Raw genomic sequence first — 25,517 nt, 5'->3', positions numbered from 1 at the left:
ACCATGTCCGATGGACGCAAGCCGCAACGCCCGTTGCGCAGCAATTTCCCGCGCGGTTCCTACCTCGGCGCGGTGCGCGCCGCCCAGTGGCGCAATCTCGGCATCAGCGAGGAGGACCTCGACAAGCCGAAGATCGCCATCGTCAATTCGTCGTCCGAACTCGCCACCTGCTTCAGCCATCTCGACGGCATCGCCGTGCAACTCAAACAGGCGATCCGCGCCGCGGGCGCGCTGCCGTTCGAGATCCGCACCGCGGCGCCCAGCGACTTCATCACCGGCGCGGGCGCCCGTGGCGCGTACATGCTGGCCGCGCGCGATCTCGTCACGAACGACATCGAAGTAGCCGTCGAGGGCGCGCAGCTCGACGGCATGGTGTGCCTCGCGTCGTGCGACAAGACCGTGCCGGGCCAGTTGATGGCCGCCGCGCGGCTGAATATCCCGAGCATCGTCGTCGCGTGCGGCTATCAGCCGAGCGGCGAATATCGCGGCGAGCACGTGGATATCGAGGACGTGTTCGTCGGCGCGATGCATGCGCTGACCGGCAAATTGCCCGTCGAGGACCTGATCGGCATGAGCCAGAACGCGATTCGCGGCCCCGGCGTGTGCTCGGGCCTCGGCACCGCGAACTCGATGCACATGGTCAGCGAGGCGCTCGGCATGTCGTTGCCCGGCAGCACGCCGGTCGCCGCCAACAGCGACAGGATGTTCGCGTTCGTGCGCGACGCCGGCGCGCGCATCGTCGAGATGGTGCGCGACGACCTGAAGCCGCGCGACATCCTCACGCGCGGCGCGTTCGCGAATGCGGTGAAGACGGTGCTCGCGGTCGGCGGCTCGATCAATACGGTCAAGCACTTGCAGGCGATCGCGGCCGAGGGCCAGCTCGACGTCGACGTGTATGCGCTGTTCGAGCAATTCGCCGCGCACATCCCGGTGCTGACCGGCGTGCGCCCGGTCGGCTCGCACACGATCGAGCAACTGGAGGCGGCCGGCGGCGGGCGCGGCGTGATGAAGCGGCTCGAAGCGTGGCTCGACGTCGATGCGCTGACGGTGACCGGGCGCACCGTGAAGGACAACCTGGCCGATGCGACGATCGCCGACGACGACGTGATCCGCCCGCCGCAGCGCCCGTTCGCGAACCATCCGGCCATCGTACTGGTGCGCGGCAACCTCGCGCCGCAGGCGGGCATCGTCAAATTCGGCATCTCGCCGACCAAGCAACGCGCGTTCACCGGCGAAGCGATCTGCTTCTCGACTTCCGACGATGCGATCGCCGCGATCAAGGACGGCCGCGTGCGGCCGGGCAAGGTCGTCGTGATGCGCGGCGCGGGCGTGTGCGGCGGCCCGGCGATGGGCGGCGGCGCGTCGCGCGTGGTGTTCGCGATCGACGGCGCGGGCCTGTCCGAGCAGGTCGCGATGCTCACCGACGGGCATCTGTCGGGGCTCGTCTGCAAGGGGCTGGTGGTCGCGGAAGTATCTCCGGAAGCCGCGACCGGCGGGCCGCTCGCGTTCGTCGAGGACGGCGACACGATCGAAATCGACCTGGACCGGCGCGTGTGCGACCTGAGGGTCGACGAAGCCGAGCTGGCGCGCCGCTGCGCGGCGTGGCAGCGTCCGGCGCCGGTCAACGACACCGGCTGGCTGAAAATCTACCGCGCGACGGTCGGCACGATGCCGCAAGGCGCGGTGCTCGGCGCGGACCGGCCGGCGCGGGAGCGTTGACATGAGCGGCGAAACCGTAATCGACATCGGCACGGTGATCGAGCGCCACCAGACCGCCCGCTTCGGCGTGCTGTTGATCGTCGCGATGGGCGTGATGATGATGACCGAGGGCTACGACCTTGCCGCGATGGCGTTCGCGGCGCCGGCGCTCAGCCGCGCGTGGCACCTCGAACATGGCGTGCTCGGCCCGGTGTTCGGCGCATTCGTATTCGGCACGATGATCGGCGCGTTCGTGCTCGGCTATCTCGGCGACGTGATCGGCCGCAAACGCATGATCGTGATCGGCAGCGTCGTGCTCGCGGGCTTCACGCTCGCCGCGTCGCGCGCGACCGGCCTCGAACAGCTGCTCGTGCTGCGCTTTCTGGCCGGGATCGGCATCGGCGGCGTGGTGCCGAACGCGATCGCGTACACGACGGAGTTCGCGCCGAAGCGCTGGCGCGCGACGTGGGTCACGCTGATGTACAGCGGCTACACGATCGGCAGCAGCGTGGGCGGTCTCGTGTCGGCGTGGTTCGTGCCGAAGTTCGGCTGGCAGGTGGTGTTCGTGATCGGCGGCATCGCGCCGCTCGTGTCGGCCGCGATGTTGTGGTTCGCGGTGCCGGAGTCGATCCGCTTCCTGACGCTCAAGGGCCGTCATGCCGACGTCGCGCGCATCGTCGCGCGGATCGCGCCGGGTTTTGCCGTCGCGCCGCATGCGCGCTTCGTGATCGGCGGCGCTTCGCCGGGGCACGCACACGACAGCGGCCGCGACGGCTCGCTGCGGCTGCTGTTCGCGGGCCGGCTGCGCGCGCTGACGCCCGTTTTGTGGGCCGTCTACATCGCGAACTCGATGGCGCTGTTTTTTCTCAGCAGCTGGCTGCCCGTGCTGATCGAAAGCGTGGGGCTCGCACCGCGCGAGGCGGCGCTCGTGTCGACGATGTTCCAGCTTGGCGGCACGCTCGGCGGGCTCGCGCTGATGCGCTTCGTCGACACGCGCGGCGCCATCATCATCACCGTGCTGCCGCTCGTCGGCACGCCACTCGTCGCGCTGCTCGGCACCGGACTGCCCGGCCCGATCCTGATCGCGGCGGTGTTTCTGACCGGCTTCACGGTGGTCGGCACGCAGTTTGGCCTGAACGCGGTCGCGGCACTCGTCTATCCGACCGCACTGCGGGCGAAAGGCACCGGCGCGGCGGTCGGCATCCAGAAGATCGGCGCGATCGCCGGGCCGATGATCGGCGGGATGCTGATGTCCGCGCATCTGCCGGTCGAGCAGATGTTCTTCCTCGGCGCGGTGCCGGTCGCGTTCGTCGCGCTGCTCGCATTCGCGCTCGGCCGCCTGCATCGTCGCGGCGACGATGCCGCGCCGGATAACGCTCAAACAGGAGCAGCCCATGTCGCTTGAAGTCGTTCCCATTGACGCCGCGCGTCCGGATTTCGTCGGTCTCGCGAGCGGCATCGATCTGACGGCGCCCGTTTCCGAACCGCTCGCATCCGCGATCGACGCGGCGATGAACCGCTACGCGGTGCTGGTGTTCCGCGGTCAGCCGCTCACGCAGGACCAGCAGCTCACGTTCGCGCGCGCCCTCGGACCGCTCGATCTGGGCTTCAAGCGCGTAGCGCGCCCGCATGCGCGGCTCGCATACCAGGAGCTCGCGGACATCTCGAACGTGGACGAATCCGGACAGATCGCGGACCGCGCTCACCGGCGCATCGTCGGCAATCTCGCGAACCAGCTGTGGCACAGCGACAGTTCGTTCCAGCAGCCGGCGGCGCGCTATTCGATGCTGCATGCGGTGATCGTGCCGGAGTGGGGCGGCGAGACCGAGTTCGCGGACATGCGCGCCGCGTGGGATGCGCTCGACCCTCGCGAGCAGCGCGAACTCGAAGGGCTCGAAGCGGAGCACTACGCGCTGCACTCGCGATTTCTGCTCGGCGACACCGACTACGACGACGAGCAGCGCAACGCGCTGCCGCCGGTGCGCTGGCCCCTGGTGCGCGAGCACGCCGGGTCGGGGCGCCGGCATCTGTTCATCGGCGCGCACGCGACGCATGTCGTCGGTCGCACGCTGGCCGAAGGCCGCGTGATGCTGATGGATCTGCTCGAACATGCGACCGCCCGCCGTTTCGTGTATTCGCATCGCTGGCTGCCCGGCGATCTCGTGATCTGGGACAACCGCTGCACGTTGCACCGCGGCCGCCGTCACGATCTGTCGGTGCGCCGCGAGCTGCGGCGCGCGACGACGATCGACGTCGACCGGCACGCGGCGGCGCAGGCGGAGCCACTCGAACCTGCACAGGGGGCACACTGAATGCAGTTGAACGACGACGAACGGGCGATGCTCGACGGCCGCGACGGCGCGGCCGTGCAGCGCGCGATGGATCTGCTGGTGCGCTACGGCGAAGCGCTCGGCGCATCCCGCCTGGTGGACACCAACAACGTATGCGGCACGGTCGGCGCGACGATGCCATTCCTGCGCGATTACGCGGCAAAGCACGGCGGCCTCGACGCGGTGTTTTCCGAATTCAATCTCGACAGCCCCGAGGTGGTCGAGGTGCCGAAGGCGAAGGTCTTCAGCAGCCATCTGCAGCAGGGGCTCGATCCGCAGCATGCGCAGCGTCAGGGCATCGACGGCGAGATCGTGAAGCTGTACCGCCAGGGCGAGGCGTTCACGGGGCGGCTCGGCATCCAGCCGCTCAACACCTGCGCGCCGTACCTGACCGGCAACGTGCCGGTGCGCGGCGAGCACTGCGCGTGGATGGAGTCGTCGGCGGTGATCTACATCAACGCGGTGCTCGGCGCGCGCACCAATGCCGAAGGGCGCGAGAGTACCGGCGCCGCGATGCTGACGGGCAAGATTCCGTACTGGGGGCTGCACCTCGACGAAAACCGCGGCGGCACGCATCTGATCGAACTCGACGTCGACGTGGAGACGGTGCAGGACTGGGGGCTGCTCGGCTATTACGTCGGCGAACTCGTGCAGGACCGCATTCCGGTGATCGACGGGCTACGCGGCGTGCCGAACCTGCCGAAGCTCAAGCACTTCGGCGCGGCCGCGGCGTCGTCGGGCGGCGTCGAGATGTACCACATCGTCGGCCAGACGCCGGAAGCGCGCACGCGCGACGAAGCGTTTCGCGGCCGCAAGCCGCTCGAGACGATCCGCTACGGCGCGGCCGAGCGGCGCATCGCGTACGAGCGCGTCAACACCACCGCGAAGGATACGCAAGTCGACTTCGTGATGCTTGGCTGCCCGCACTATTCGATCGAGCAGATCTGGGAGGTTTGCCAGTTGCTCGACGGCCGCCGCATCGGCGCCAACACGGAACTGTGGATCTTCACCGCGCGCGCGACGCGCCAGCTCGCGGACCAGGCCGGCTATACGAAGCTGATCGAGGATGCAGGCGGGGTGCTGATGACCGACACGTGTTCGGCGATCGGTCGCGTGATGCCCAAGGGCACGCGCGTCGTCGCGCTCGATTCGGCGAAGCAGGCGCACTACCTGCCGGCGATCATGGGCGTGCAGGCGTGGTTCGGCACCACGGCCGACTGTATCGAGGCCGCGGTGAGCGGCCGCTGGAGCGGAGGGCTGGCCGGATGAGCACGAATCACGACATGACGGGCAAGGCCGGCGCGCCGGTCGTGCTGCGCGGACGCAAGGTGGTCGGCGGCTGCGTCGAGGGCGAGGCGCTCGTCACGCGCGATCGCATCTCCGGCTGGGGCGGCATCGATCCGCGCACCGGCACGATCATCGAGACGCGTCACGAACTGCGCGGCCAGAGCTTCGCGAACAAGGTGCTGGTGTTTCCCGGCGCGAAGGGTTCGTCCGGATGGTCGAGCCAGTTCCATATCGCGCGGATCGCCGGCACCGCGCCGGCCGCGATGCTGTTCAACGAAATGACCACGAAGATCGCGCTCGGCGCGGTGGTGAGCCACGCGCCGTCGCTGACCGACTTCGACATCGATCCGCTCGACGTGATCGAAACGGGCGACTGGGTGCGCGTCGATGCCGAGCACGGCGTCGTCGAGGTGCTCAAACGCGGCCGCGCGTGATTCCGGCGACCAGGCTCGCTCGCGCGGCATCGCCATGGTTTTTCAAGGAGAAAATGTTTTGAAGACTGGTACTCGTATCGTCCGCCGCGACGGCCGGCCGACGGGCTGGAAACTCGACGCCGACGTGTGCATCGTCGGCGCGGGCATCGCCGGCACCTCGGCCGCGCTCGAAGCGGCCGCGCTGGGCCGCAAGGTCGTGCTGGTGGACAGCCTGCCCGCGCTCGGCGGTCAGGCGGTCAACTCGATCATCGGCACGTTCTGCGGGCTGTTCTCGAACGGGCCGAAGCGCTTCCAGGTGACGCACGGCATCGCGGACGGCATCTTGCGCGACCTCGGCGAGAAGGGCGCGCTGCACTACAAGGAAGGGCCGCTGACGACTGTCGTGCTGTACGACGAAGTCGCGCTCGCGCGCTGGATCGAGCAGAAGATTCTCGACGCAGGCGTCACGGTCGTGCTCGGCGCCGTGTTGCGCGACGCGGTGCGCGAAGGGCGGCGCGTGCGCGAGCTCGACGTCGCGACACGCTACGGCGACGTGCGCATCGCGGCCGACGGCTTCGTCGACGCGAGCGGCGATGCGGCGCTCACGTGGCTGGCGGGATTCGACTGCCAGGAGCCGGAAACGCCGATCCGCGGCACGCAGATGATCGTGCTCGAGAACCTCGACGAGACCGATCTGCCGACGCCGCCCGCATTTCGCGAGCGCGTCGAGGAAAAGGCGCACGCATACGGGCTGGAGCGCAAGGACGGCCTCGTGTTCTATTTCCGTGGCCGCAACATCGGCATTGCGAACATGACGCACATCGAGACGCCGCTCGAACCGATGGCGGCGTCGCGCACCGCGCTCGTCGGCCGCGACCAGGCGGACCGCGCGTTCGAATTCCTGCGCGGCGAGTATCCGCACATCTATCGCAACGCGCGCATCCGCAGCTACGGGTTGCCCGGCATCCGGCAGACGCGCTGGATCGTCGGCACCCAGCAGTTGCGCTCGACAGACGTGGTCGCCGCCACGAAGTTTCCGGACGCGGTCGCGCGCACGTCGTGGCCGATCGAATTGCACGATCGCGACGAAGGCTATGAATGGAAGCCGTTCGGCGACGACCATCTGCATACCGTGCCGTTCGGCAGCCTCGTCGTGAAGGATGCGGACAACCTGCTCGCGGTCGGCCGCTGCATCGACGCGGACGCGACCGCACTGTCGAGCGTGCGGGTGATGGGTCCGTGCATCGCGATGGGCGCCGCGGCCGCGCACGCGTTCGATCTCGCGGATGGCGGCAGCGTCCACGACATCGATCGCGGCATGCTGCGCGAGCGGCTCGCCGACAACGTCGATCGGATCGACCCGCCGCATCTGGAGGGCTGACGCAACACCCGCCGGCGGCGCGGCGATACTAAAGAGGTGCATCGGGCGCTCCATGAGGAGGCTCGCGACCAGCACCCGCTGCCGCGCCGGCCAGAGACGAAACGACGGAACGCGCGACGCGCCGGGATTTTGCCCGGCCGCGGACGCGCAACCTGTGGAGGAGACGATGATTCAATCCTTGCCCGATGCGCGCACGGTGGACGTGTCGCGTCTGATCGACGAACAGAGAATCGGCCGCTTCGCGATCCTGCTGATCGCATCGACATGGCTCGTGATGCTGACCGACGGCTACGAGCTGAGTGCGCTGGCGTTCGCCGCGCCTTCGCTGATTCGCGCATGGCACATCGAGCGCAGCGTGCTCGGCCCGGTGTTCGGTGCGAACATCTTCGGCATCATGATCGGCTCGATCCTGTTCGGCTATATCGGCGACCGGATCGGGCGCAAGCGCGCGATCCTGCTCGGTGCGTTCTGGTACGGGCTCGTCACGCTCGTGACCGCGTGCGCGTCGAGCGTCGATCACCTGCTGTGGCTGCGCTTCGCCGCCGGCATCGGCATCGGCGGCGCGGTGCCGAACGCGTTCGTGCTCGTGTCGGAATTCGCGCCGAAGCGGCTGCGTGCCACCTGGGTCACGCTGATGTTTACCGGCTATACGCTCGGCGCGGGTTTCGGCGGCGGCGTTGCCGTGTGGCTCGTGCCGCATTTTGGCTGGCCCGCGGTATTCGTGGTCGGCGGGGTCGCGCCGCTCGCGGTGGCCGCCGCGCTGTCGTTCGTGATGCCGGAGTCGCTGCGCTATCAGGTGCTGAAGGGCTGGCCCCGCGATGGTATAGCAGCGACCGCCGCGCGCGTGCGGCCCGAACTCGCGTTGCCGCCGGATGCGCGCTTCGTCGTGACCGACGAGCGCCGCGTCGCGAAGTTCTCGCCGCGCACGCTGTTCGCCGGCCGCCTGCGCTACGTGACGACCGCGCTGTGGCTCGCGTACGTCGCGAATTCGATGGCGCTGTTCTTCCTGCAGAACTGGCTGCCGGTGCTGATCGAGGCGACCGGCGTCGCCGCGCACCGCGCCGCGCTGATGACGACGCTGTTCTCGGTCGGCGGCACGCTCGGCGGCCTGGTGCTGATGCGCTTCATCGACCGCCACGGCGTGCGGCTCGTCACCTGTCTGCCGCTCGTCGGCTTTCCGCTCGTCGCGGCGCTCGGCATGAACCTCGGCTCCGCTTGGCTCACGGCCGCGGTGTTCGGCGTCGGCTTTTGCGTCGCGGGCACGCAGGCCGGCCTCAATGCCGTCGCATCGATCGTCTATCCGACCAGCTTCCGCTCCAAAGGCACCGGCACCGCGATCGGCGTCGCGAAGATCGGCTCGATCTCGGGCCCGATGATCGGCGGGATGCTGCTCGCCGCGCATGTGCCGGTGCGCGAGCTGTTCCAGGTCGCGGCGCTGCCGGTCGTCACCGTCGCGGTGCTGATGTTCATGCTCGGTCGCATGTACCGGCCGGGCGACACGCACGACGACGGGCTCGCCGAGTGCGATCCCGCAAGCGCGGAGGCGCCGCTGCCTGCTGCGGAGCGCTAGGAACGGCCGCAGCGGCGGGGCCCGGCGGGCGCGCCGCTGCGCGCGGTCGCGCATGATCGCGAGAGCGATGCATGCGGCGCGTTCGCGCCCGGCGCTCGTTCCCGCCGCGTTCTATCCGCATCACCTCACTACCTCGAAACCGGAGAAGCACAATGAAAACGGCAGTCTGCACTGCTGCGGCGGCTTGCGCCCTCGCGGCGCCGCTCTCGGTCCACGCGCAAAGCTCGGTCACGCTGTACGGCATCATCGATACGGGCATCGCGTGGACGAATACGGTCGCGTCGTCGATCAGGGCGCAGGGCGCCTCGCGCTGGTCGATGGCGACGGGCTGGGGCAGCGGCGACCGCGTCGGCTTCCTCGGACGCGAGGATCTCGGCGGCGGCCTTTCCGCGGTGTTCCAGCTCGAAGCGGGCTTCAGCGGACTGAACGGCACGTCGTCGCAGGGCGGCCGGCTGTTCGGGCGGCAGGCGTACGTCGGCTTGTCGAGCAAGCAGTACGGCAAGCTGACGCTCGGCCGCCAGTACGACTACACGTTCGACTACGTCGCACCGTTGATGGCGTGGCTTCAGTTCGGCAGCATCTACGGCGCGCACATCGGCGACGTCGACGACAGCTTCCAGACGTTTCGGCTGAACAACAGCGTCAAGTACGAAGCGAGTCCGCTTGCGGGACTGAAGCTCGGCGCGCTCTATGCGTTCAGCAACCAGGCGGGCGGCGGCGCCGGCCAGGGCTTCGGCAACAACCGCGCGTACGGCTTCGGCCTGGATTACCTGCGCGGCCCGCTGCATGTGGTCGCAAGCTACCTGCAGCTGAACAATCCGTCGGCGGGGATTGCGTCGTCGGGAAATAATCCGAACGGCGCGATCGGCGACGAGTACAGCGGTTCGACGAGCATCTTCTATAACGCGGGCTTCGTCGAGCGCCAGCGCATTTCGGCACTGGGCGCCGGCTATTCGTTCGGCGCGGCAGCGGTGAATCTGGTCGTCACCGACACGCGGCTCGATTATCGCGGCGGTCAAAGCCTGCGCGTCGACAACTACGAGATCAACGGACGCTACAACTTCACACCGGTGCTGATTGCGGGTGTCGGCTACATCTTCACCGATGGCCATGGGTATACCGGCAGCGGTGCGACCGCGTTCGCGACCGGCGACCGGCCCAGATGGCATCAGGTGGATGCGGGCATCACGTATCTGCTGTCGAAGCGCACCGATCTGCATATGTCGATGGTCTATCAGCGGCGGGCCGGCGATGCGAGCACCGTCGCGATCAACTTCTTCGGACCGGCCGGGGCGGGGCGCAGCAGCCAGATCGCGGTGCTTGCGGGGCTGCGGCATCGTTTCTAGCATTGCGAATGCCGTGCGGTGAGGCCGCGCCTTGCCGAACCGGACGGCATCATCACGACGATCCGTAAACGGATCGTCGTGCATGACATCGCGCCGGTGCAACGCGTTACGCGTCCTTCAACCAGGGCATTTCGACGGGCGACACGACCAGTTGCCGGAATTCGCGTTTCAGATCGAAGATAAATCCGACCAGGATCATGGAGTCGGCGTAAGGAATCGGAAAGACCTGCGGATTTTCCGGGGTACGCAGCGGGCGCTCGGGTGTGTCCGCCGTCGCCGCAGCGTTTTCGCGAACGCTTTCCAGGTCGTCTGCCATGGCCGGCCCACCCAGTTTCAGCACACGACTACGCAGGTCGCTGAAGGGTTCGATGCGCGCGGCGTCTTCGTGGTATTCGGGCACTTCATAAACGAACCAGGACATTGTCGTCTCCCATGAGAAGGGGCGAAATTCTAACGCTACGCGAGAATCCGCCGAAAATCGACCATGGCCGTGCGATGGCGTCGGTCGCTGCGGGCGCTCACACGGGCGATTTCGAACAAGACCGGATCGAAAGCGTTACCTTGCTCAGGACGGTGAGCCGCTTTTCGGCACGACTGAACCGGAACTTGCAGGGCTATGCCGCGGCGGCGGGGTTTTGCTTGCTACCAGACTTTTGGGCTAGCGCGACCCACGCAGCGTTGGCCGTTGTAGTTTGCGGCGGAATCCAATTTCTTGCACCGGAGTTGGTTGATGCCGGTAGCAGCGGTCACCAGGCGGCGCGTTGGCCACCGAGGGCAGATTATGCTGCGCGACCCCATGGAGGTCGTCGACAAGAGCGGTGTGCACCGGGGCGGAATATCTTGGCGTCGAATGAACGCCCGACCCATGCATTCTCCTCGGAGATACGGCGCCCGCCCTTGCCAATAATGACCGCAATTTCGCGCTCGTAGCCGAGCCGGCGGGACTCCGCCGGTCGCGAGATGTCCCGGCCATGAGCAACTTGGGAGTCTGCGGTGCGCGTGAAGATCACAGGCGATTCGGTGATCTCCTTGCGGGTTTTCCGCATGTGCTCGTCTTAATTCAGTCCGATGCAGACGTTCTCGCTCAAATATCCGGCAGATCGCACAGCGGTACCGACGACAACGGCACCGCGCCCTCGGCCGTAATCAGTACCTGCTCCTCGAGCTTGACGCCCTCAATCCCGTCCTTTTCGCCAATGAAGCTCTCGACCGAGACCACCATGTTCTCCTCGAACACCCCGTCGTAACCCCATTCCTCGAAGTCGACCGCATAGGCCACGCTCGGGAACTCGTCCACCAACCCGCAGCCGTGCACCATCATCATGTAGCGGTTATGGACGTACTGCGACGGTACCGCCCAGCTTTTCTCGGCGAACTCGCGAAAGGTCACGCCCGGACGCAACAGCGCGCAATTGTTGCGCGATCTGATCGCGGGCACGGCCGAACAGCGTACGTTGCGCGGCGGAAGGCGCCTTGCCGGGACACACGAAGCTGCGTGAAATATCGGAGAGATACCCGCCCGGCCCGACCATGTCGGTGTCGAAGCCGACGATATCGCCGGCGAGGATCTCGCGATTCGTGGCATCGCGGAACCAAGGGTTGGTGCGCGGCCCGGAGCTGAGCAGCCGCGCCTCGCTCCATTCGCCGCCGTGTGCGGTATTGGTGTCCTGCAACACGCTCCAGAGCTGGTTCTCGGTGATGCCGGGGCGCAATGCCTCGCGCATCCTCGATACGCCGAGGTCACACACGCCCATCGAAATGAGGTGTTGCTCGATTTCCTGAGGGCCCTTGATCATGCGTGCCATCTCGGTTAACGGTTGCGCGTCGTGCAAGGACAGGCCCTCCGCGCGCAGCCATTCCGCGCCCCATGGGTCGCACTTGTCGAGCGCGAGCCGGCGGTTGCCGGCGCCGTGCTGTCGCACCACGTCCGCGGTACTACGGGCCCAGTCGCGTGCTTTCTCGTCCACGCGCGGGCCGGCGAGAAAGAAGTTCCACGGGATGGTCGGCCGGATCTCGTCGATCGTCTCGATACCTTCGCTGTTGTGCCGGCTGGTGGCGAAGTCGAACAGAATCACGGGGCCGTCCGTGGCGACGAACACGTAACGACTCGGCGAGTGCATCACCCAGACGCCGAGACTGTTGGTGTCGGTTGCGTAACGGATGTTGATCGGGTCGGCCAGCAGCATCCCGGCGTAGTCGTGCCGCTTCAGTTGCGCACGCAATCGCTCGAGTCGATAGGCGCGCAGCGCGGGGCGGTCGAGTGCCTCGAACGCCTCGATCAGCCCGGCGTCGACGGAACTGGCGCGATGTCCTAGCGAGAGCGGGTCCTGCCGGAACTGGCAGCGTTCGCTCGCGGCGGCCTTCGATGCACCCGAGTCATCAGTGAAGCGGCGGTTCATTCGATTACCTGTCAGTGAGGGGGAGGGGGACCGACGACGCGAAACCGGGAATCGGTGGCGTCACTTCGATCTGAATTGATTAGTGATACAGATAAATAGGAGCGCGGTTTTGCGACGCCCTTCGTCGGGGCGGGCCAACGTCGTCCGGCCCCGTGGCACCAGTATCGTTCGCGGCCCGTCCCCGCGTAAACGCAAGGAAAAAATATCCGCCTGTTAATGGAAAGTGAACGTGTGCGGCCGGCGCGTCAGGCGGCCATCTGCTGGACAAAGGAGCCCTTGACCCACGACACCACGGCCTCGGTGGCCGGAGTGCCGGACGAGTTGCGCGCAACCGTCAGATGGAAGCCGTGGCAACGCACCGGATCGGTCCGGATGGGCTGCACGAGCAGCCGGCTGGCGAGAAAGCGGCTCATCAGTGGCGGTCCGATCAGCGCGAAGCCTTGCCCGTCCAGCGCGGCCTGGACCAGGTTGGTATAAGTGTTGACGGTGATGTTCGGCTTGGTTCCGTCCATGCTGACGCCATGGTTGGTAAACCAGGTGGACCAGCGTGTGAGGCGATCGTACGGCCCTTCGAGGTGGATCAGCGGATGCCCGAGCAGGTCGGCGGGAGCGAGCGGCGTGTCGTGGTCGACCAGATAGGTGGCCGAGCAGGTGGGCGCGATGGTCTGCGAGGTCAGCAGGATCGAGTCCTCGGCGGGCGGCGCGGAACTGTAGGTCACCGCGAGATCCACGTCCTTCTCGCCCAGATACGGCAGGTCCGACACAATGAAGCGCAGCTCGATGTCGGGGTATTGCGCGCGGAAACTGCCGAAGTTCGGCAGCAGCCAGTAGGTCACGAAGCCGGCGGTCGCGCTGATCGTGACGATGTTGTTCGCCGGCCGCGAACTGATCTCGATGGTGGCTTGCCCGACCTGCCGCAGCGCGGACGAGATGGCCGTGTGATACCGCACTCCGCTGTCGGTCAACCGGATGGTGCGGTCGGCACGGTCGAACAGTTGCACGCCGAGGAAATTCTCGAGCGCCTGGATCTGCTGGCTGACCGCCACGCGCGACACGTTCAGTTCGACGGCCGCCCGCGAGAAACTCAGATGACGGCCGGCTGCCTCGAACACGATCAAGCTGTTCGGTGGCGGCAGCGTCGCTTTCAATGAACTCATGTATCAGGTCTCCTGTCCACACGCGGCTTAGCGACGCATTGGCACGACTGTATCGTGCCGCTCGGCAGCGTGCTCGCGCGCGTCGCCGCAGAAGGCGCGGATTTGTGCCTGTCGGCGCTCCTGGCCGGGTGTCAGGCCGAAGGTCTTGCGGTAGGCGGAAGTGAACGCCGAAAGCGACTGGAATCCACACGCTACCGCAATATCGGTCAGCAACATGGCGCTTTGCTGCAGGAACTGGCGAGCCCGACGCAGGCGTAACAGCCGATAGTGCTGCATCACCGGCTGCCCCACCGCCGACCTGAACAGGCGCAGCAGCCTGCGCTCGCGCACGCCGGCACGCTGCGCCAACGCCACGAGCGATAGGGGCGTCTCGATGTGCGCTTCCATCAATTGAAGCACGCCGGCGAGCAGCCGGCTGGTGGAGCCGTAGCCGGCGGCCGGTTGCAGCGCGCCGGGATGCCGAACCCGGTCCACCGCCAGATAGCTCGCGATGCGCTGCACGAACGCATCGCCCGTCGACAGGCCGACGACGTACAGCATCATCTCGAGCGGCGCCACGCCGCCCGCGCAGGTGATGCGATCGCGGTCGATGCGGAAGATACTGCGCTCGAACGTGACGTCGATGAAGCTTTCGGCTTGCGCGTGCAGGTATTCCCAGTGGATCACGCAGGTGTGGCCGGCCAGCAGGCCGGCCTTGGCCAGCACGTACGTGCCGGTGCAGATACTGCCGAGCAGCGCACCGGCATGCGCGAACTGGCGCACCCGTTGCAGATGTGCCGGCGTGGTGGCGCGCTGCACCTCGTTGCCGGCGCAGACGAACACGATATCGGCCGGGCCGGGCGTTTCCGGCGCATCGGCTGACAGCATCAGGCCGTTGCTCGCCTGTACGGGCTGCCCGTCCACGCTGATCAGGGACCAGCGGTACAGGGGCCTGCCGCTTAACTGGTTCGCGGTCCGCAATACTTCGAGCGCGTTAACGAACGCGATCATGCTGAAATTCGGCACCAGCAGAAACACGAAATGCGAGGCGCCGGCGATCCTCGCCAGCGTTTTGTCGGCCGGCACCGGCGCTTGCGGTGCGAGCGGGAGCAGGGCGGCATGATCGGACGGTATCCGGTGGGTAACGGGACGCGCGGCTACGGCCGAATCACGGCCTTCACTTCGAGATAGGCCTCGAACCCGGCTTCACCGCATTCCCGGCCGTTGCCGGACTGCTTGAAGCCGCCGAACGGGGCGCACGAATCCCAGGGCGGCGTGTTGATTTCCACCTGGCCCACGCGCAGCCGCGCGGCAGCCTCCGAGGCCGCCGTCGCATCGCCTTGCACATAAGCGGCCAACCCGTAGGGGGTATCGTTGGCGATCTCGATCGCCTCGTCGACGGTGTCGTAGGCGATCAGCGATACGATCGGCGCGAAGATTTCTTCCCTGGCGATGCGCATGTCCGGCGTGACCTGCGCCACGACCGTCGGCGCGATGAAATAGCCGGTGTCGACGCCGGCCGGCAGGCCGAGGCCGCCCGTCACGACGATGGCGCCTTCCTGCTCGGCCGACGCGAGTAGCGCGCGTGCCCGCTCGAACTGGATCTGGTTGACCACCGGCCCGAGCGTGGTGCCCTCGTCGAACACGTCGCCGCAACGCAGCGTTTCGGCGGTAGCCTTGGCGCGCGCCACCGCTTGTTCGTATTGCGGCCGGTGTATCAGCATGCGCCCCGGCGCCGTGCACGACTGCCCGGCGTTGCGATACGCGGCGCGCACGCCGGCGGCCACCGCCGTGTCGATGTCGGCACCGGGCAGGATCAGGTTGGCCGAGTTGCCGCCCAGCTCCTGGTGGACGCGCTTCACTGTGTCGGCCGCGGCCCGGGCCACCTGGATGCCGGCACGGGTCGAGCCGGTGAAGGACACCATTTCCAGATCCGGGTGCTCGGCGATCGCGGCACCGACGGTGGCGCCGTCGCCGTTGACGAGGTTGAACGCGCCGGGGGGCAGGTCGGCGTCGTGCAGCAGCTCGGCCAGGTAGAGCGCGCTCAGCGGCGAGTATTCGCTGGGCTTGAGCACGACGGTGCAGCCCACCGCGAGTGCCGGGATCAGCTTCGTGACGATCTGCAATATCGGGAAATTCCACGGCGTGATCAGGCCGCACACGCCCACGGGTTCCATTACGAGGGTGGTCCTGCCGCGCGTCTTTTCGAACTCGAATCGCTCGAGGATCTCGATGCCGTTCTGGATATGCGCCAGCGAGCCCGCCACTTGCGCCTGCCGCGAGAAGCTGATCGGCGTGCCCATTTCGAGCGTCATGCGCCGCGCGAACTCCTCGCTGCGCTCGATGAACAGCGTTTCGATACGCCGGAGCATGGCGAGTCGCGTACTGACCGACGAGGTGGAGAATGACGGGAACCGGCGTCTGGCCGCCGCGACGGCGGCGTTCACGTCCTCGCGCGTGCCCATCGCGATCTCGCCGACGGGCGCCAGGGTCGCCGGATTGATCACGGCGCGCCGCGCCGGATGCGTGGCGGGAACGAATTGGCCGTCGATGTAGAAGTGGTCGAGGTATCGCACGATAGTCCTTGAATTGAGTGGCAACGGGAAGCGGCGCGCGCGGGTTCAGGCCGCCGTGGTCGGAAGGCCGGCGGTCTCGGGCACGCTCGGTTGCAGTTGTCCGCGCACCTGCGGCGGCACGATGGCTCGCACCACGTCGCGCATCGCGCACTGACCGACTACCGCGCCGCCGCGGGTCACCGCGAAGCTCCGGTCGAGATCGCCTTGCGACTTCGCCAGCGCGGCCTCGAGCGTGTCGCCTTCGTCGAGCGTGTCGCCGGCCCGGTACAACTCGGATGCCGACGGCCTCATCACCGAGCCCACCTTCAGCACGCGCGCGCGGTTGATGTCGTTGACGAATCGCTGGATGTAGTCGTCCTTCGGCTGCAGTACGATACTTTCCGGGCTGCCTTGCTGCACGACCTTGCCGTCCTTGAGGATCACGATGTGATCGGCGATCTTGAGCGCCTCCTCGAGATCGTGCGTGATGAACACGATGGTCTTGTTCAATTCCCGCTGCAGCTCGATCAGCAGGTCCTGCATGTCGGCACGGGTCAGCGGGTCGAGCGCCGAGAACGCCTCGTCCATCAGCAGCACCTCGGCGTCCGAAGTCAGCGCCCGCGCGATCCCGACCCGTTGCTGCATGCCGCCCGACAGCTGGTGCGGGTAGCGGCCTTCGAAGCCCGACAGGCCAAGGCGCGCGATCCATCGACGTGCCTCCTGCTGCACGGCCGGCCTGGCCTGGCCGCATACCTTTTTCGCGAGGCCGACGTTGTCGAGCACGGTCAGGTGCGGCATCAGCGCGAAGTTCTGGAACACCATCGACACGTTCAAGCGGCGGAACTCCAGCAATGCGCGCCCTGACAGCCGGGTGATGTCGCGCCCGTCCACGAGGATCTCGCCGGCGGTCGGCACGATCAGGCCGTTGAGATGGCGGATCAGCGTCGACTTGCCTGAGCCCGACAGGCCCATCACTACCGTGATCGCACCGGCACGCATGTCGACGTTGATGTCGTGCAGTCCGATCACGTGGCCATGCTTGTCGAGCAGTTCTGCCTTGCTGATACCGTTCATCACGAGCGGCATCATCGACTTGGCCTCGGGGCCAAACACCTTGTAGCACTGGCGCACGGCGATCTTGATGTCCTGGCTCACTGCTGGCCTCCTTGTTTGTGGACGGCGAGACGCGACATCGATACCTTGGTGACGCGATCGAACAGGATCGCGAGCAGCACGATCGACAGCCCGGCCAGCAGACCCACGCCGAGCTCAAGATTGTTGATGCCGCGCAGCACCAGCACGCCGAGTCCCGGCGCCGATACCAGCGAGGCGATCACGACCATCGACAGCGACATCATGATGGTCTGGTTCACGCCGGCCATGATGCTGGGTAGCGCCAGTGGCAGCTCCACGCCCACCAGCTTCTGAAGCCAGCTCATGCCGAACGCGGAGGCCGCCTCGCCGACAGTGCCGTCCACCTGGCGGATGCCGAGATCGGTGAGCCGGATCATCGGCACGATCGCGTAGAGGATGATCGCGATTCCGTAAAGCTTCGGGTCGGTCACGCTGAACAGGAAGATCAGCGGGATCAGATAGACGAACGAAGGCAGCGTCTGCAGCATGTCGAGCACCGGCAGCATGCTGCTCTTGAGGCGGTCGCTCTTCGACATCGCGATACCTGCCGGGATGCCCAGCACGACGCAGATCAGCGTGCAGGTCAACACGATCGCCGTGGTCTGCAGTGCGTAGTGCAGATAGTCGACCAGCCCGAGGCAGAAGAGCAGGGCGGCCGTCATCGCGGTCACCTTCTTCGAACGCGACAGGCCGTACGTGATGGCCAGCAGCGCCAGCGTGGCCAGCCACCACGGCACGATCTCGACCATGTGCAGCGAGAGCTGCAGCATCCACGACAACGGCTGGGTGAGCGGGTCCAGTACCAGCTTCAGGCCGTGGCGGATGTGCAGGAAGCCCTGCTCGATGCCGGTGGTCAGGTCGCGGGTGCGGGGGATGGCCGCGCAGTCCGCATTCAGCGCGTCGAGCGACGGAAACGGGAAGTTCCATCCGCTGCCCTGGTTCGACGACGAAGCGGCGGACTTCGACAGCAACTGCGCGAGGGAGACCGGCCCCGACTGGGCATGGGCATCGCACCATGGCCGCAGGCCGATCGAGTCAAAAAATGCGTTATCGATGTTCATGGATGTCAGTCCTCGCGTCCGGGGCCGCTCGGGTCATGGATGCATTGCGTTCGGGCAGGGCGCGAAAACGATGCATCGGCCTCCGGGTACGCCTGCCTGCCCGGAGCCGATGGGGTGCCTTACTTGATGACGGAGCTGACCTTGGCCAGCGCGGCGGGCGACACCCAACCCTTCCACTGGTCTTTATAGTGCGTCAAAAAATAGGCGGCGGTTTCATCGGCCGTGGCCTTGTTCGTCTCCTGCCAGGACAGCAGCTGGCTCATCAGCGTATTCGAGAACGACACGCGGCTCATCAGGGCCGCGATGTCCGGATGCGCGTCGCGGAACGGCTTCGACATGGTGGTCAGCACGGGGGCACGAGGCCAGCCCGTCTTTCCCGGCGTCGGGCAGTCCAGGCGCGCGTTGCACTTGGCGATGGCCGGTACCACGGGGCCCATGTCCACGCTGACCATCGGATACTTGCCGAGCAGCGCGGTCGGCGCCCAGTAGTAGCCGAACCACGGCTTCTTGTCCTTGTAGGCGGCCGCCAGCGAGGCCGCGAGCGTTTCGCCGGAGCCGAAGCTGACCACCTTGATGCCGTGTTTCTCCAGTTCGAAGGCCTTGATCAGGTTGTTGTTCGATACCGTCGAGCCCCAGCCGGGCGGGCCGTTGTCGAACTGGCCGCCGACCAGTTCCGGATGCGCAAGGATGCCGTCGAGGGTCTTCAGTTCAGGATGCTGGTCCACCAGATACTTGGGCACCCACCACCCATCCTGGCCGCCGTCGGCGATCACGTTGGCGAGCGACACGATCTTTCCCTGCTTTTCCAGCGTGTAATACACGTCGGCCACCGCCGGCCAGACTTCGGTGAGGATGTCGGGCTTGCCGGTTTCGGACAGCGAGGTCAGCGCCGGCACCGTCGAGGTCGGCACCTTCTGCACCTTGCAGCCGTAGCCCTGTTCCATCAGGAAGCTCGACACGGCCGTGACGATGGCGGCGGATGACCAGTTCATTTCCGTGATCGTCACCGAGCCGCATTCCGCCGCCATGGCAGGGGTGGCGATCGGGCCGATCAGGAGGGCTGCAGCGAGAATTGCGAGTCGTGATTTCATGACACTGAATCTCCAACAAAGGCTGAGTGGACAGGAACGGCAAAACAACGAGGCTCGAGCCTCCTTACGTCTGCTGCACGGCGTCGACAGCCGTTGCGGCTCGATGTGCGGCGAGAATCATGTCGGCGCCCTTCTCGCCGATCACGAGGCTGATAGCATTGAGATTGCCGCTCGGAATCTGCGGGATGATCGAGGAATCGACCACGCGCAGGCGGTCCACGCCGATCACTTTCAGCTCCGGCGTGACCACCGCATCGGCATCGATCCCCATCTTGCAAGTGCCGCACGGGTGGAAGCTGCCGCCGGCGTTCTCGCGCAAGTAGGCGAGCCATTCGTCGTCCGTCTGCACGTCGTCACCGGGCTTGCACTCGCCGGTCACATAGGGCGCGAACGCGCGCGAGCGCAGCGCCGCGCGTGCGATGCGGGCCCCGGCGATCAGCGTTTCGCGATCGTAGGCGTCGGCGAGCATGTTGAACTGGATGCTCGGCGGCGCGAGCGGATCCGACGATTTCAGTTTCACCTCGCCTCGGCTGCGCGAATTGTTCACGTTGGGCTGCAGGTTGATCGCGGCCTCGGGCTCCATGCGGATGCCTTGGTCGGTGTAGCTCGAGGAAAACGCGCCGAAGTGATACTGGATGTCGGGATAGGCGAGCTCGGGCCGCGTGCGGATCAGGCCGACGCCGCTGTACGAAAAGGTGGCTTGGCCGGAGCGCGACAGCAGGAAGCGCGTGCCGTACTTGAGCATGCCGAGCGCGTTGAATTCCTGGTTGGCGGTGCGCACGTTTACATAGGCCTTGACCTGGCAGGCCGGATGCTCCTGCAGATTGCGGCCCACCGCGCGGTTCTCGACGATCACCGGAATGCCGGCCAAGTTCAGCTGGTCAGCCGGGCCGACGCCCGAATGCATCAGGATCTTCGGCGAATTGATGGCGCTCGCGCTGACGATGACCTCGCCGCGACAGCGTTCTACGCGGCGCGCGCCGCCGAGATCGAATTCGACGCCGACCGCCGTGCGGTTCTCGATCAGCACGCGCCGCACCAGCGCGCCGGTCAGCACGCACAGATTGGGGCGGCGCCTGGCCGGATCGAGATAGCCTCGCGCCGCGCTCCAGCGCAGGCCACGATGCTGGGTCGAGTGCAGGATGGCCACGCCCTCGGTCGGCTCGGCATTGAAGTCGACGTTCTTCGGGTAGCCGAGTTCTTCCATCGCGTCGAGGAATACACGCGTGAGAGGCGGCACGCCGCGGATCTCGCTGATCACGATCGCGCCGGCCGTTCCGTAGGTGTTGCTGACGCCGTCCCGATTGCATTCCACCTTGCGGAAGTAAGGCAGCAGTTCGTCGTACGACCAGCCGGTATTGCCGAGCGCGGCCCAATGATCGTAGTCGCCGCGATTGCCGCGCACGTACCAGGTCGCATTGATCGAGCTCGACCCGCCGAGCACCTTGCCGCGCGGCACGATCTCGGTGCGATCGTTGCGCGTGGGGTCGGGCTCGGTCGGAAACATCCAGTCGGTTTCCGGATCGTTCATGGCCTTCATCGCCAGGGCCGGAATCTTGATGGCAAAGCGGTTGTCGCTGCCGCCAGCCTCCAGCAGCAGCACCCTGTGGCGAGGATCCGCACTGAGGCGATTCGCCAGTACGCATCCCGCCGACCCTGCACCGATGATGATGAAATCCCAGCTCATTGTTTCGTGCCCTCTCCAACCTGTACGGGTGCCTGGCAATCGCGCGGCGGACCGAAAACCGGAAGACGCGTGCCTGGCCGCGTGCGCGGGCGGGGGATGCCCGTCCGCGCCCGGCGCGTCACGCCTGGCGCGCGGCAGCCGGCTGGCCGCGCGTGCGTTCCACCAGCCGCGTCAGCGTGCGCATCAGCACGGCGATATCGCCGGCCGACACGCCGTCGAGCTGCGCATCCTCGAACGCGATCCAGCGCGCGCGGATCGACTGGCGCAAGGCCAGCCCCGCGTCGGTCAGCCGTACGCCGCCGTCGGCGGCGCGGATCAACAGCGCCTTCTGGGTCAGCCAGGTCACGGCGTCCTCGACGTCGCGCTGGCCGAGATAGGTCTGGCGGGCGACGTCGCCCACCTTGATGCCGGGGCTCGCGTGAACACTGGCCAGCACGCGTGCCACCGCGATGCTCACGCCTTCGGCGCGGCGATGTTCATCGAAAGCTTCGGACAGCGCATGGTGCGTGTCGAAGATGAGTTGCAGCAGGTTGTTGCCGGACGGCCCAGTGCCCGCGTTGGCGATTTCGGCCGAATCGCCCGGCACCTCCGGCGGCTCGCTGGCGATGCAGTACTGACCCTGACTGAAGATGAGCGGCACGCCTTCGAAGCGTGTGAGCCGCGTGACCCGGCCGATCAGCAGCAGGTGGTCGCCGCCGTCGTGGCGGGCGTGCACGTCGCATTCGAAATGGGCGAGGCAGCCGTCCAGCAGCGGCGAGCCGAACGGGTCCGGGTGCCACGCCACGTCCGCGAACTTGTCCTCGATCTTGCTGGAGAAATGGCGCGACAACTCGATCTGTTCAGATGACAGGATGTTGACCGCGAAATGCTCGCAGTTCGAGAATACCGGGAAGCTGCGCGATTTCCGGTCGATCGACCACAGCAGCAGCGGCGGATCCAGTGACAGCGATGAGAACGAGTTGACGGTGACCGCCGACCGGCGCTCGCCGTCCGCGGTCGTGACGATGGCGATGCCGGTGCCGTACTGGCTCAGGCCGCGGCGGAACAGGCGCGGATCGTCGGCAGGGTTGCCCTGTTCGATCGGCACGCGCGCGCGCTGCGTGGAAGATTCGGAGATGCGCATGATCGGTTTGACAGTCTCAAGAGAGTTTCACGAAATCCGGCGTTCCCTGCATGTCAGGCATAGAGGCTGCGCGGTTCCGGCAACCCGAGGTTCTGGCGCAACGTGGTTCCTTCGTATTCCGTACGGAACCGTCCACGCCGGCGCAGTTCGGGCAGCACCTGATCGGCGAAGTCGTGCAGTGCGTGCGGAAGGTGGGTCGGCGCGATATTGAAACCGTCGGCGGCCTTGCCGTCGATCCAGGCTTCCATTGCGTCGGCGACGTCGTTCGCGGTGCCGATCACGGTCAGATGCTCCTGCGACATCGCGACTCGCTTGTACAGTTGCCGGATCGTCAGGCCTTCGCGCTGCGCCGTCTCGTAGTACATGCTCGCGCTGCTGCGCAGTCCGACGTCTTCGAGCGGCGGGGGCGGCACGGGGCCGTCCAGGTCCATGTGCGACAGGTCGCCGAACGAGCGTTTCAGGATCGACAGGCCGACCAGCGGATCGATCAGCTCCTGAAGCATTGCGTATTTCTCCTGCGCCTCGTCGCGCGTGCGGCCGACGATCGGTGTCAGGCCGACCATCATCAGCAGTTCGTCCTCGCTGCGGTCGAGGGCCGGCAGGCGATCCTTGACCGACGCGTAGTATTTCTGCGCGGCTGCCATGCTCTGCTGGGCGGCGAACACGATGTCGCAGTGTTTCGCGGCGATCTGCTGGCCGACCTCGGAGGTTCCGGCCTGCACCAGGATCGGCCGCCCCTGCGGCGAGCGGCGCACGCTCAGCGGGCCGCGCACCGAGAAGTGCTTGCCCGTATGACCGAGCACGTGCAGCTTCGACTCGTCGTAGAACACACTCGATTCCTTGTCGTGCACGAAGGCATCGGCGTCCCAGCTGTCCCACAGCCCGGTCACCACGTCGACGAATTCCGCCGCGCGCTCGTAACGGGTGTCGTAGTCGAGATGCTTGGCGCGGTTGAAATTCCACGCTTCCTGCTCGGACCAGGACGTCACCACGTTCCAGCCGGCGCGCCCGCCGCTGATCTGGTCCAGTGAACCGTATTTGCGTGCGATGTGGTACGGCTCGTTGTAGGTGGTGGACGCCGTCGCGACCAGGCCGATCTGTCGCGTCTGGCTGGCGAGGGCGGACAGCAGGGTGAGCGGCTCGAGCTCGACGTTGTGGCTCGAGCGGCACAGCGAGCCCTTCGGCACGTCGTCGTAGCGCACGCCGATGCCATCCGCGAGGAACAGCAGGTCGAACTTGTTGCGCTCAGCGAGCTTCGCGATGTCCAGATACAAATTGAACTGCGACGCAGCATCGGCCTGCAGCTCCGGGTGGCGCCACGCGCCGAGGTGGTATCCCATGTACCTGATCGACAGGCCAAGTTTCATCTGCTTCTTGCTCATCGGATCCTCTGCATTTCCGTATCCATCGCGACAGGCGCGAGGTGTGCCCCGGCTGTCAGGTAGGTTGGCCGGACTGCTCGGCCACCAGCGTGCTCCGTGCCGTTTCAGTTGCGCTTCGGCAGTAAGTGAAACTGATCATATCGACGCGGCCATGGCCGGTAAACGCAGGAAAATAATATCGGAACGTAAAGTTTTTCTTAACTTAGGGTTTGCGAGATTTGGTCAGCGGAAACTCGCTGCACGACCTTTTGCCAAAAGGCGTCGCGTCGCACGGGCCTCGGGCGATCCTGGAACCGCGGCACGCTGGACACCGTCGCGTTCCGTGCAAAAAGTCGGAGGTTGATGGGGTAATCCTTGCGCGAACGTATGGACCGAACGCGGTAGCGACTTCAGATCTTCGCTGCTACATGCAAACTCCGATCTCCGCGGGGTGCTCATGAGCGCTCATGCAGGGGGAATCGGTGGTCATCAGATGCTCGGCGGTGTCCCGATCCTGTGCAATCCGATTGCCCGCGGTGAGTCCGCTCGTGTCGCGTCGCGGACATTCGAGTAGCACGTCGCAGGCGGGCCATGACCGGCAAAGGCAACGTCGCCTTCGCGACGCAGACGAACGACGCACGGCTGGTCGATTCGCGTGATACCAATTTTTCCTCGGCGCCGTCCGCCCCACGCTGATGGAAACGGCTCCGGCGGCGCAGGCACGCGGCTCGGCATCGAAGCCTCACTTTAGGGCGACGCCCATACTTCGGTTGCCTGTTAACCCAGCCTTATCACGTGCTCTTTTTTTTTCTGCGTTTACGACCGCACGTGGACGAAGCAAGATTCGTCTTGCCACCTCAAGTCTACGCAGCGCACTCGCTTAAGGATCTGGCTCCGTCAACTGACAGCCGGAGCCCGGGAGCATTGAATATCAGGATGCCAAAATGAATATGGATCGGATTGAAGACGCGCGTGAAGCGATGGCGCGAGGCTCGATCGTCGTTGTCGTAGACGATGAGGATCGGGAAAACGAGGGGGATCTCATCTTGGCTGCCGAGCATGCAACGCCCGAGGCAATCGCGTTCATGGTGCGATATACGAGCGGTATGCTCTGCGTCGCCCTCGCGGGTGAGCGCCTTGACGAACTCGAGCTTCCTCTGATGGTAGAACGCAACACTGATTCGATGAAGACCGCGTACACCATAACCGTCGACTACCGCCATGGGACGACGACCGGCATCTCTGCCGCCGACCGTGCGGCGACGATACGCGCGTTGGTCGACGAACGGGCCACTGCGGGCGACTTCAGTCGGCCTGGGCATGTGTTCCCGCTACGTGCGGTGCCAGGTGGTGTATTGCATCGGCAGGGACACACAGAGGCCGCGGTTGACCTGGCTCGGCTCGCAGGCCTCAGGCCCGGCGCTGTACTGGCGGAGGTGGTCAATGACAATGGAACCATGGCGCGCAGGCCGGAACTGCAGGCATTTGCGAGGCTGCACGGCTTACCGATCGTCTCCATTGCTGACCTCGTCACATACCGGAGCAGGAAGACGAACGTCAGGCACGAATCCGCAACCGTCTTTTCGACGATTCCTTGTACTTTTCTCGCATAAATACAAGCAAAGCGTCGCGGCCGACAACCCCATTCCGTCGTAATTATTTGGGGGCGCAAGACGAGGCCTTGCCAGGCGTGAACGCGCCTACTCGGAAAAGGCATGGAAATCAAAGGCGCCCCGGGTCGCCTCCGGTAGGAGGATCCGACTACGGACGTGATAGCGGCCGGCGGAGTTCGTAACGGCCGCGGACGTGCATGGACGGCACGCCAGCAGTCAAAAACACGACATTAGGATATGGCTGCCACACCCTAATGTCATACCCGGATTCAGACGTCGTAGCGCCAGCTAAATACAGATGTCGCATGTTTCATCGGTCTTTCCATCCTTTA

At 66.1% G+C, this 25,517-nt stretch carries 22 protein-coding genes; 9 read left to right on the top strand and 13 right to left on the bottom strand.

Features of this window, described 5'->3' with window-relative positions:
- Window positions 1–3 precede the first annotated feature (3 nt).
- The 8 genes from ilvD (at window position 4) to BSE24067_RS22290 (ending at window position 10,025) form a co-directional block, all read left to right on the top strand.
- Entirely contained in the window at window positions 4–1,719 is a 1,716-nt protein-coding gene (ilvD, locus tag BSE24067_RS22325) for a dihydroxy-acid dehydratase (RefSeq protein ID WP_151064255.1), read from the top strand.
- 1 nt (window position 1,720) lies between these two features.
- Window positions 1,721–3,103 carry an MFS transporter gene (locus tag BSE24067_RS22320; RefSeq protein WP_151064254.1) on the top strand — a complete coding sequence of 461 codons (1,383 nt, stop codon included), beginning with the start codon at window positions 1,721–1,723 and terminating at the stop codon, window positions 3,101–3,103.
- Window positions 3,093–4,010: a TauD/TfdA dioxygenase family protein gene (locus BSE24067_RS22315; RefSeq protein ID WP_151064253.1), complete on the top strand. Its 918-nt coding sequence runs from the start codon at window positions 3,093–3,095 to the stop codon at window positions 4,008–4,010. The genes BSE24067_RS22320 and BSE24067_RS22315 overlap by 11 nt, the downstream gene beginning before the upstream one ends.
- Window positions 4,011–5,297 carry an aconitase X gene (locus tag BSE24067_RS22310; RefSeq protein ID WP_151064252.1) on the top strand — a complete coding sequence of 429 codons (1,287 nt, stop codon included), beginning with the start codon at window positions 4,011–4,013 and terminating at the stop codon, window positions 5,295–5,297. It begins immediately after the preceding gene.
- Window positions 5,294–5,749, top strand: a complete 456-nt coding sequence (locus BSE24067_RS22305; protein ID WP_151064251.1) for an aconitase X swivel domain-containing protein — start codon at window positions 5,294–5,296, stop codon at window positions 5,747–5,749. The genes BSE24067_RS22310 and BSE24067_RS22305 overlap by 4 nt, the downstream gene beginning before the upstream one ends.
- 34 nt (window positions 5,750–5,783) lie before the next feature.
- A complete protein-coding gene (locus tag BSE24067_RS22300) occupies window positions 5,784–7,109 on the top strand; it encodes an FAD-dependent oxidoreductase (RefSeq protein ID WP_151064250.1) in 1,326 nt (441 codons plus the stop codon).
- A 166-nt stretch (window positions 7,110–7,275) separates the two neighbouring features.
- Window positions 7,276–8,679 carry an MFS transporter gene (locus BSE24067_RS22295; RefSeq protein WP_151064249.1) on the top strand — a complete coding sequence of 468 codons (1,404 nt, stop codon included), beginning with the start codon at window positions 7,276–7,278 and terminating at the stop codon, window positions 8,677–8,679.
- Between the two features lie 152 nt (window positions 8,680–8,831).
- Window positions 8,832–10,025, top strand: coding sequence for a porin (locus BSE24067_RS22290; RefSeq protein ID WP_151064248.1), 1,194 nt, complete (start codon window positions 8,832–8,834; stop codon window positions 10,023–10,025).
- 106 nt (window positions 10,026–10,131) lie between these two features.
- Here the strand turns inward: BSE24067_RS22290 and BSE24067_RS22285 are convergent, their stop codons facing one another.
- The 13 genes from BSE24067_RS22285 to BSE24067_RS22230 form a co-directional block, all read right to left on the bottom strand.
- Entirely contained in the window at window positions 10,132–10,446 is a 315-nt protein-coding gene (locus BSE24067_RS22285) for a helicase (RefSeq protein ID WP_151064247.1), read from the bottom strand.
- Window positions 10,447–10,804: 358 nt separating this feature from the next.
- Window positions 10,805–11,071, bottom strand: a complete 267-nt coding sequence (locus BSE24067_RS22280; protein ID WP_151064246.1) for a fumarylacetoacetate hydrolase family protein — start codon at window positions 11,069–11,071, stop codon at window positions 10,805–10,807.
- Between the two features lie 38 nt (window positions 11,072–11,109).
- The gene (locus BSE24067_RS32640; RefSeq protein WP_254600363.1) at window positions 11,110–11,415 is read right to left on the bottom strand and encodes an aminopeptidase P family protein; all 306 of its coding nucleotides are present in this window, start codon (window positions 11,413–11,415) and stop codon (window positions 11,110–11,112) included.
- A complete protein-coding gene (locus BSE24067_RS22275; RefSeq protein WP_254600362.1) occupies window positions 11,357–12,424 on the bottom strand; it encodes a M24 family metallopeptidase in 1,068 nt (355 codons plus the stop codon). Before BSE24067_RS22275 ends, BSE24067_RS32640 begins: the two co-directional genes overlap by 59 nt.
- A 245-nt stretch (window positions 12,425–12,669) precedes the next feature.
- Window positions 12,670–13,581: a LysR substrate-binding domain-containing protein gene (locus BSE24067_RS22270; RefSeq protein WP_151064245.1), complete on the bottom strand. Its 912-nt coding sequence runs from the start codon at window positions 13,579–13,581 to the stop codon at window positions 12,670–12,672.
- Window positions 13,582–13,608: 27 nt separating this feature from the next.
- On the bottom strand, window positions 13,609–14,646 hold the full coding sequence (locus BSE24067_RS22265; RefSeq protein ID WP_151064244.1) for a GlxA family transcriptional regulator: 1,038 nt from the start codon (window positions 14,644–14,646) through the stop codon (window positions 13,609–13,611).
- A 71-nt stretch (window positions 14,647–14,717) separates the two neighbouring features.
- On the bottom strand, window positions 14,718–16,136 hold the full coding sequence (locus BSE24067_RS22260) for an aldehyde dehydrogenase family protein (RefSeq protein ID WP_151064243.1): 1,419 nt from the start codon (window positions 16,134–16,136) through the stop codon (window positions 14,718–14,720).
- Between the two features lie 45 nt (window positions 16,137–16,181).
- Window positions 16,182–17,270, bottom strand: a complete 1,089-nt coding sequence (locus tag BSE24067_RS22255; protein ID WP_151064242.1) for a quaternary amine ABC transporter ATP-binding protein — start codon at window positions 17,268–17,270, stop codon at window positions 16,182–16,184.
- The gene (locus BSE24067_RS22250; RefSeq protein WP_151064241.1) at window positions 17,267–18,310 is read right to left on the bottom strand and encodes an ABC transporter permease; all 1,044 of its coding nucleotides are present in this window, start codon (window positions 18,308–18,310) and stop codon (window positions 17,267–17,269) included. The genes BSE24067_RS22255 and BSE24067_RS22250 overlap by 4 nt, the downstream gene beginning before the upstream one ends.
- A gap of 119 nt (window positions 18,311–18,429) precedes the next feature.
- Window positions 18,430–19,401 (bottom strand): glycine betaine ABC transporter substrate-binding protein, encoded by a 972-nt coding sequence (locus BSE24067_RS22245; protein ID WP_170297448.1) that lies wholly within the window; start codon window positions 19,399–19,401, stop codon window positions 18,430–18,432.
- A gap of 64 nt (window positions 19,402–19,465) precedes the next feature.
- A complete protein-coding gene (locus BSE24067_RS22240) occupies window positions 19,466–21,088 on the bottom strand; it encodes a GMC family oxidoreductase (protein WP_151064240.1) in 1,623 nt (540 codons plus the stop codon).
- Window positions 21,089–21,206: 118 nt separating this feature from the next.
- Window positions 21,207–22,211: a flavin reductase gene (locus tag BSE24067_RS22235; protein ID WP_244130521.1), complete on the bottom strand. Its 1,005-nt coding sequence runs from the start codon at window positions 22,209–22,211 to the stop codon at window positions 21,207–21,209.
- A 53-nt stretch (window positions 22,212–22,264) separates the two neighbouring features.
- Window positions 22,265–23,593 (bottom strand): LLM class flavin-dependent oxidoreductase, encoded by a 1,329-nt coding sequence (locus BSE24067_RS22230; protein ID WP_151064239.1) that lies wholly within the window; start codon window positions 23,591–23,593, stop codon window positions 22,265–22,267.
- Between the two features lie 923 nt (window positions 23,594–24,516).
- On the opposite strand from BSE24067_RS22230, the gene ribB reads away from it, so the two are divergent.
- Window positions 24,517–25,185 (top strand): 3,4-dihydroxy-2-butanone-4-phosphate synthase, encoded by a 669-nt coding sequence (gene ribB / locus BSE24067_RS22225; RefSeq protein ID WP_151064238.1) that lies wholly within the window; start codon window positions 24,517–24,519, stop codon window positions 25,183–25,185.
- Window positions 25,186–25,517 lie beyond the last annotated feature (332 nt).

Source organism: Burkholderia latens, from assembly GCF_902499045.1.
Classification (GTDB): domain Bacteria; phylum Pseudomonadota; class Gammaproteobacteria; order Burkholderiales; family Burkholderiaceae; genus Burkholderia; species Burkholderia latens.
Note: the sequence above shows the minus strand (reverse complement) of the source record. Positions and strands in the feature narration are given on the sequence as shown.